This window comes from Marinilabilia sp., assembly GCF_016278715.1.
In the GTDB taxonomy this organism is placed as follows: domain Bacteria; phylum Bacteroidota; class Bacteroidia; order Bacteroidales; family Marinilabiliaceae; genus Marinilabilia.
Genome location: NZ_JADQBH010000214.1, coordinates 1 through 6,766, shown reverse-complemented (window position 1 = coordinate 6,766; position 6,766 = coordinate 1). Strand labels below are relative to the sequence as shown.

The window sequence follows — 6,766 nt, the reverse complement described above, 5'->3', positions numbered from 1 at the left end:
CCATAGGTTTGATATAAAACTTCAACTTCTCGTGCGTCACTATTGCCATCCATCAACTCAATCGCCACATCCTGCATCCCCGAAATGGAGTAAGCAGATGCCAAAAGCCATCGGGCCTGCAAAACAAGGTCGCCCTGCTGACGCAAGCGATTCATGGCTCCAACAACCGGCTCGCCAGCCAGTGCCAGAGTGAACAAACGGTACGCCTGAATCATCTGTTCTGATGAATAATAGTTGCCATCGGAACGGGGTAACCACGCTTTCGCCCGTTGCTTCTGCCATTTTAACCAGGCTGATTTCACGGATGGCTTAACCATATATCCCTGTTTTTCGGCCTCCAGCAGGAAGTGTCCGGCGTAGGAGGAGCCCCATTCGTTGGGGTACGACTGGCCGGGCCAGTAAGCAAAACCGCCCTCAGGAGTTTGATAGGAACTATATCTGGACAGAACACTGCCAATATTTTCACGAGCCCTGGCTTTCTGTTCCTCATTCATCTCCACTATTTGGTCGAGATATAATTGAGGAAATCCACCGGAAGTAACCTGCTCAATACAACCATGTGGATACTTCAATAGAAAGGAGAGACGTCCGGTCAAATCCATTGGTGGGATGGCACTAACCTCCAACTGCATAGAATTGGTGCCGGCAATACCCGGCAATTCGTAATGCAAAGATTCGGAAGCATTCCCTTTCAGACTTGAAAAGATGGTTTTCGTCACCGGCGGATTAGGCATACGTATCATTAGGTTTTTGTGGATTTCATCTTCACCCCCACGACTCTCGGCTTTAATCGTGAGCCTGGATAAACCGGTAAGGGACTTTGTTTCCAATTCAAAATAAACTGTCTGTTCTCCGGGCTTATCAAATGTAAGTTTTTGAGAACTCCCTTCTAATATTTCATAGTGCTCCGAGCCCTTCAAAGAAACGGTCACATCCTTTACTTTTTCATCAGTGACAAAAACCGTCACGGGCAACCAAAGCTTCTGTTCAGGCCCCATAACCCGAGGCAAGGAGCTCCAAACCATCACCGGTTTCTTCACCTTCACGGTAGATTCCTCACTACCTGTTGCAGTGCCATTGGTTCCTATCACCATCACCCTTACAGAACCGGTGTATTCAGGAACAATAAAGCGGTGTTTTTTTGTTCCCCCCTTAAGATGATATGGGCCAAAAAACCGAACCATCGGCTCAAAACGACGCATCTGATTTTTGCTTCCGCCTCCGGAGAGTTCTCCATCCCCCCCCACACTAAACAATTTTTCTATTTTACCGCCAAAGGCACCAATCACCTCATCATACAAGTCCCAGGTCTGAATCCCCAAAGCCTGCCTGGAATTAAACCGTTGCCAGGGATTAGGCGTTCGGAAACCTGTAAGATCCAGCAACCCTTCATCCACCACCGCAACCACATAATCAAAGTCTTCATTGTTCTCTTCACTCACTTCAACGACGGCCTCTTCTCCGGGCAACCATGTATCATTCGTTTTAATTTGCGGCAGCAGTCGTGTTTCAGGATCTTCGACCATTACAGGAACGATTCCATAAAGTCTGATAGGCCTATTATTGCCCGCTTGGGCATGCGGTTGAATCAATGTGACACTCACATATATGTTCGGACTCATTTCCGGCGTAGCTTTAAAGGAAAACCGGGTCTCTTTAGATTCGGGGGTAATCCACCAGCTTTTCAAAATCCGGCTTCCGGTTTCAATAGATACCAACGCCCGCCCCTGCTCAGACGAAGGAAAAGAAACTAAAACCTCCTCACCAACTTTGTAACTCTTTTTATCGCTGGAAAATATCAATTCTGACGCGCCATCTCCACCCCGTGACTCACGTGCCCAGCCGGGCCAGTCAACACTAACGGTGGCAGCCGCAGAGTGTCCGGAAGCGGCATTGACTACCCTGATAAGATAACGCCCCCATTCAGGTTTGTTTATTCTTAAATCAAAACTGGCTTTTCCACTGCCTGAAGTGGTCACCATTCCATGGTCTATTCGGTTGTTACTTTGGAATGAGACATACCGTCCCAGATCCTCATCGGATTTCTCCCACCACCAACGCCACTCAATTTTGTAAATGCTATAGGTCAGATTCTGCCCTCCAACCGGATTTCCGGCGGCATCAACACTCACTACTTCAATGGCATGATCCTCATCGGTCAGAAGCAATCCGCGATCGTCTCCAGAAGGAGTTCGCATACCGGTATATACTTCAAAAGGCGATAAAGGAACCTGCTGCGATGAAATACTGAAGGCCCCTCCCTGCTCGAACACCCGCGAAGTAAACTGAGCAGTTAATTTGCCGGGAGCCCGGCTAAACGAAGGTACTCTTTCTCTGAATGAAGCATTTCCTTCATCGTCCAGAATGCCGTCAAAAATAGTCACTTCCGATGCTTCTAATTCACGAGTAATGTCTTCAAAATTGTATCCTGAATAATCTGAAAATGTGGTTTTGCGTTCTTTTACAGTCATCCGCACATCGGCTTTAAGATCCGATGCCGGAGAACCATGCAACCATTCCGAATGGACAGAAAAATCGGTGGACTCACCGGATTGAAGTTCTTCTGCCCCAAAATCCAGATTTATTTTAAGTCTGTTTGGCCGAATAGTCTCCACACGCAATGTTTTTTCAAAAACCACCCCTCCCATTGAGATACGCGCCAGCCACATACCTGTTGGAGCCTCTTCGGATGTCAAAGTACGAAAGGTGTAGAGCAAATTCCGGGGATGAGAACTCACCTGACGATCGATTAACCGTCCGCGTGGATCGGTCAATTCAAAAGTTACCGGATGATTGGCGGGTAAAGTGCCCGGTCGGCTTTCCACCGGCATAAATGAAACAAAAATGGAATCACCTGGGCGCCAGACACCCCGTTCGCCGAAAATAAATCCCCGAAGGCCTTCCTTCACGGTCTCTCCTGATACATCAAAACGGTCGAGCGGCAGGGCCTCTCCTTCATATAATTTTAGATATCCGCGCTGTTTATCCTGCCTGGCCACCAACAGGAAAGGAGTCTCCTTAAAAGCAAGAGCTGCAAAGCCATCTTTATCAGTAATACCTTTGGTAATTGGCAGCATTTGCATATTAAAAACCTCCACTTCAATTCCCTTAAGTGGCTGAGCATTGCGCAAATCGGTAACAGTCACCAGCATTTCACCATTGGTACCCCGTTTGGCCATTAAACCCAGATTGGAAGCCAGCACATTGGTAGCTACCCAGCGGTCACGGGTATAGAAGGATTCAGAACATGGATCGTCCCGGTCGTACCAATTGTAATTAGAGTCATAATTGTATGGATAAGTAGAATAGTAATCATCCGGCCTATCCCAAAAATCATCATCCGGATCAGACTCGGTTGTAATTGTTGACTCGGAGTCATCGTCTCCTGCACATGCATATATGGCGTCTTCCTTTTCGAAGCCCAACTCCACACGGTAGATGGCTCCCGGATCCGGCTGCACGAATTTGGAAAGGTCAAGCGAAAAAGTATTCCATTGATTTAGGTCCAAAGTGGGATCATTATCAATGGCAATTCGCTGCCTGTGAACCAGCCGGCCTGCCCGCTTCAGCTGGGATTCTCCTCCCAACTGATTTATCTGAAGAAAATGGCCGACATTGTGCTCATAAATTTTGATAATCCTAACTTTCACCGACTTCAGGCTTACTGCTCTGAAAGGCAAGAACAACCCATCAGAAAAAGGCATAATGGTTCCTTCTCCCAACAACTCAACCTGAGGAGCTTCGGTAGAAAAAGAGAAAGAAAATGCCCCCATTATGTTTAATTTCTCTCCGGCAACATTCCTTATTTCCGGCAAGACATCCAGTTTCTGAAGCCCGGTAACTGATTCTCCCGGATAAAGCTCTACTTTATTGTTGTCAATATTCCAGTCCAGATCCACGCCCTCCATCACAAATAATCCCGAAATATCCTGAGCCGGGTCTATGGGGTCACTGAAAGTTACTATAATTACGTTCCGCGGTGAAGACTCCTTGCGGGCAGAAACAATTTTGAAATCGCCAAGGGCAGGAATCGTGACCTCTAGTTCACGATCATCATCCGGAGAAAGGGGACCCTCAGGAACTTCAATCAATAATTCGGTACCCGAGCTGCCACGCGACAAACCGGACACCGAAAGCTCATGAACACGACCGTCGATGTGTGTCCACTCCGGCCGCAACTCCTTACCATTAAAAGTCACCGTTACATTTTTCTCTACCACTTCATCCTCCGCCACATCCGCCAATGCAACTCTGGCAGTTACCGTATAAGAATCATATTCTGAAACAGAAACCGGCTGAATATTTTCCACACTTAACCACGCATTTTGCGAAATGGTGCGAAAAGTAAAGAAGAATGATTCATCCTCATCAGGCAACAATTTTGACAGACCAACTTCAACCTTAAAATCAGTACCCGAAGGAAGCATCTCCTCAGGTTTGAAAACCAGGGTACGATTACCTGCCCAAACCGCCACTCCTTTCACTAACGGAGAAAAAGTGATGACCCCCTCAGCTACAGTTTTTCCTGCTTCCGCTTTCGGAACAGGAGATGAAAACTCAACCATCACCGGAGCGCTGGCAGAAATCTGGCCGGAAGTAAAAGCGCTGATTTTAGGATGAAACGGAGAATGTGCGGGAGCATCATCTTTTTGGGGAGATTGACAACCAACAAAAATAAGGATGGCTACCAGAAAGGCGGCCAGAGAAGTAAAAATTTTCATAGGGACAGAGTTCTTTGAAATTTAAAAATATTAATATTCGATAAAGTTAATACTTTTCGCATATTCAGCCCGTCAGGCAACAAACATTTAACCTCCAAGATATTAATGCACAGAAGCTACCCTGCTTTCCACAACCTCCCAGTCCATGAGTTCAGCAAGATAAGCCGTGAGTTCAGCGGCATTTTTCTGGTGTTGTGCCACTGTTGGATGAGTATCCACACCAATACCAAGGTCACCTGTCTGGGCAGACATTTCGAAAAAGGTCACAGGTCCCATCCCTTTCCGGTTGGCGGTACGGGCAATAAATTGCACATAGCCTCTAACCTCATCAAGCACCTTGCCCGACATCATAGAACCCAACAAGCAAACTATCCGGGGATGATTGTATTTTGCCTGGATGGTTTCGATTAGCCGCAGATAGTTGCTGACATATAGCGCAGAATCGCCGCCAACCGTGCTAAAATCATTTGTTCCCAGATTGATGCAAACAACATCCGGTTGCACCGCAAAATCGTATTTTGGTGTCTCGTCGTACAAAAATATCCGGTCATAAAAATTAGGCATACAATCCTCGTTGCCTTCAGCCGGCCCGTCATAATTGCGATAAATACCAATGCCCGATTTGGAAACAGCCATGTGACGGGCGTTGAAATTCCGCGAAGTAATGGCGGCATAAGTCATGTAATGATTTTCTGTTTCGGGTCCAAAAGTTTCGCCATTAACCCCCTCATTACCATAACCACATGTAATGGAATTTCCTATGTACTCAATAAACAAAGGCCGCTCGTTGGTAATGGGTTGCAGTGATGCGTCCCGGGCAAGCTCAAACCCGTGAAAACTGGTTTTTCCGAAAATAAGTTCGGTTCTTTTAAATATCTCTATTTCGTGACCGGTATCTTCCAGTCCTTCTGCCAGCAGATAAGTGTGCTTCCCTTGTTTGGTACTAACCTGATTCACAACCACTCCATCCAGAATGATATTGTATCGGTTTTCGCCTTTCTCATCTTCCAAAACAGCAGAGATACCGCTTCCTTCAAAACAAGCACGGATAGAAACCCCCGAGTAAGAAAATTGAGGTGATTCAGGATTTGAAAAATCTATCCGCCCCGTATATTCAATAAATTCATTATTGGCAGGAACAAGGTTGCCGGCATGAATCAACAAGCCACTCAGTGACATCAGGAAAATCAGGAATATTTGTTTCATGATAAAATATTTTTTCTAGACAAAAAATTAAGCCTACTAAGATACAACAATGCATTTTATGGCTATTCTCTATTTTTAATTAATTTTACCCTGTACAGAAATCCTTCGTTTCAGCAAGCAAAATCAAAATGCAAAAACTCATTCTGCCCATTTTCTTTCTTTTTACAACCATTCTGGGCAGCTTTGCCCGGGATAATGTGGAAGCAATTCTCGATAGTCTGGACCAAACCATTGGTCAGAAACAACAATTCGAGAAGCAGAAAGAGAAGGAGATTGAACTGCTGAAACAATGGCTTCAGGAAAGTTCTTCATTCCGGGAAGTATTCGACCTTAGCAGCCGGCTTTCCAAAGCTTACGAAAAATATCAGATCGACTCTGCAATAGTGTATGCCGAGGAGGCACTGAAATGTGCCCGGAAACTAAACCTTTCCGAAAACATCTATCAGACTAATTTCCAACTGGTGACGCTGTATTCTTCCACAGGAATGTTCCGGGAAGCAGAAGTAATCCTGGAAAGTACTGACAAGGACGAAGTCCCGAATGACCTTTTGTCGCGTTACTTCGAAGCTTACCGCCTGTTTTTCAATTACTATGCAGCCAATGTACGTACAAACGATTATCTGAATAAAACCCGGGCCTATCGGGATTCACTGATGCAGGTTTTAAAACCCGAAACCAGGTCGTACCGGATCCATCAGGCGGAGGCATTAATTGAAGAAGGCCGGACAGACAAAGCAAAAGAGCAGTTGCTGGAGATTTTAAAGGCAACTGCTCCCGAAGACAGTGATTACGCGTTGATTACATTTCTGATTGGATTGGCAGAAGAAGCCGACGGAAGG

Annotated in this window: 3 protein-coding genes; 1 reads left to right on the top strand and 2 read right to left on the bottom strand. The window is 46.0% G+C overall.

Translation table 11 applies throughout. The features are described 5' to 3' along the window. Window positions 1–4,721, bottom strand: a 4,721-nt coding sequence (locus QZZ43_RS13080; protein ID WP_291860114.1) for an MG2 domain-containing protein, incomplete at its 3' end; no start/stop codon positions are given. 102 nt (window positions 4,722–4,823) lie between these two features. Continuing rightward, window positions 4,824–5,927, bottom strand: a complete 1,104-nt coding sequence (locus QZZ43_RS13075) for an SGNH/GDSL hydrolase family protein (RefSeq protein WP_291860110.1) — start codon at window positions 5,925–5,927, stop codon at window positions 4,824–4,826. Between the two features lie 128 nt (window positions 5,928–6,055). On the opposite strand from QZZ43_RS13075, the gene QZZ43_RS13070 reads away from it, so the two are divergent. Beyond that, window positions 6,056–6,766: hypothetical protein (locus QZZ43_RS13070; protein WP_291860107.1), on the top strand; the 711-nt coding region annotated here is incomplete at its 3' end.

What these genes read in the sequence shown, in the direction of transcription:
- QZZ43_RS13075 (WP_291860110.1), bottom strand. Translation starts at nt 5,927, where the DNA reads ATGAAACAAATATTCCTGATTTTCCTGATGTCACTGAGTGGCTTGTTG.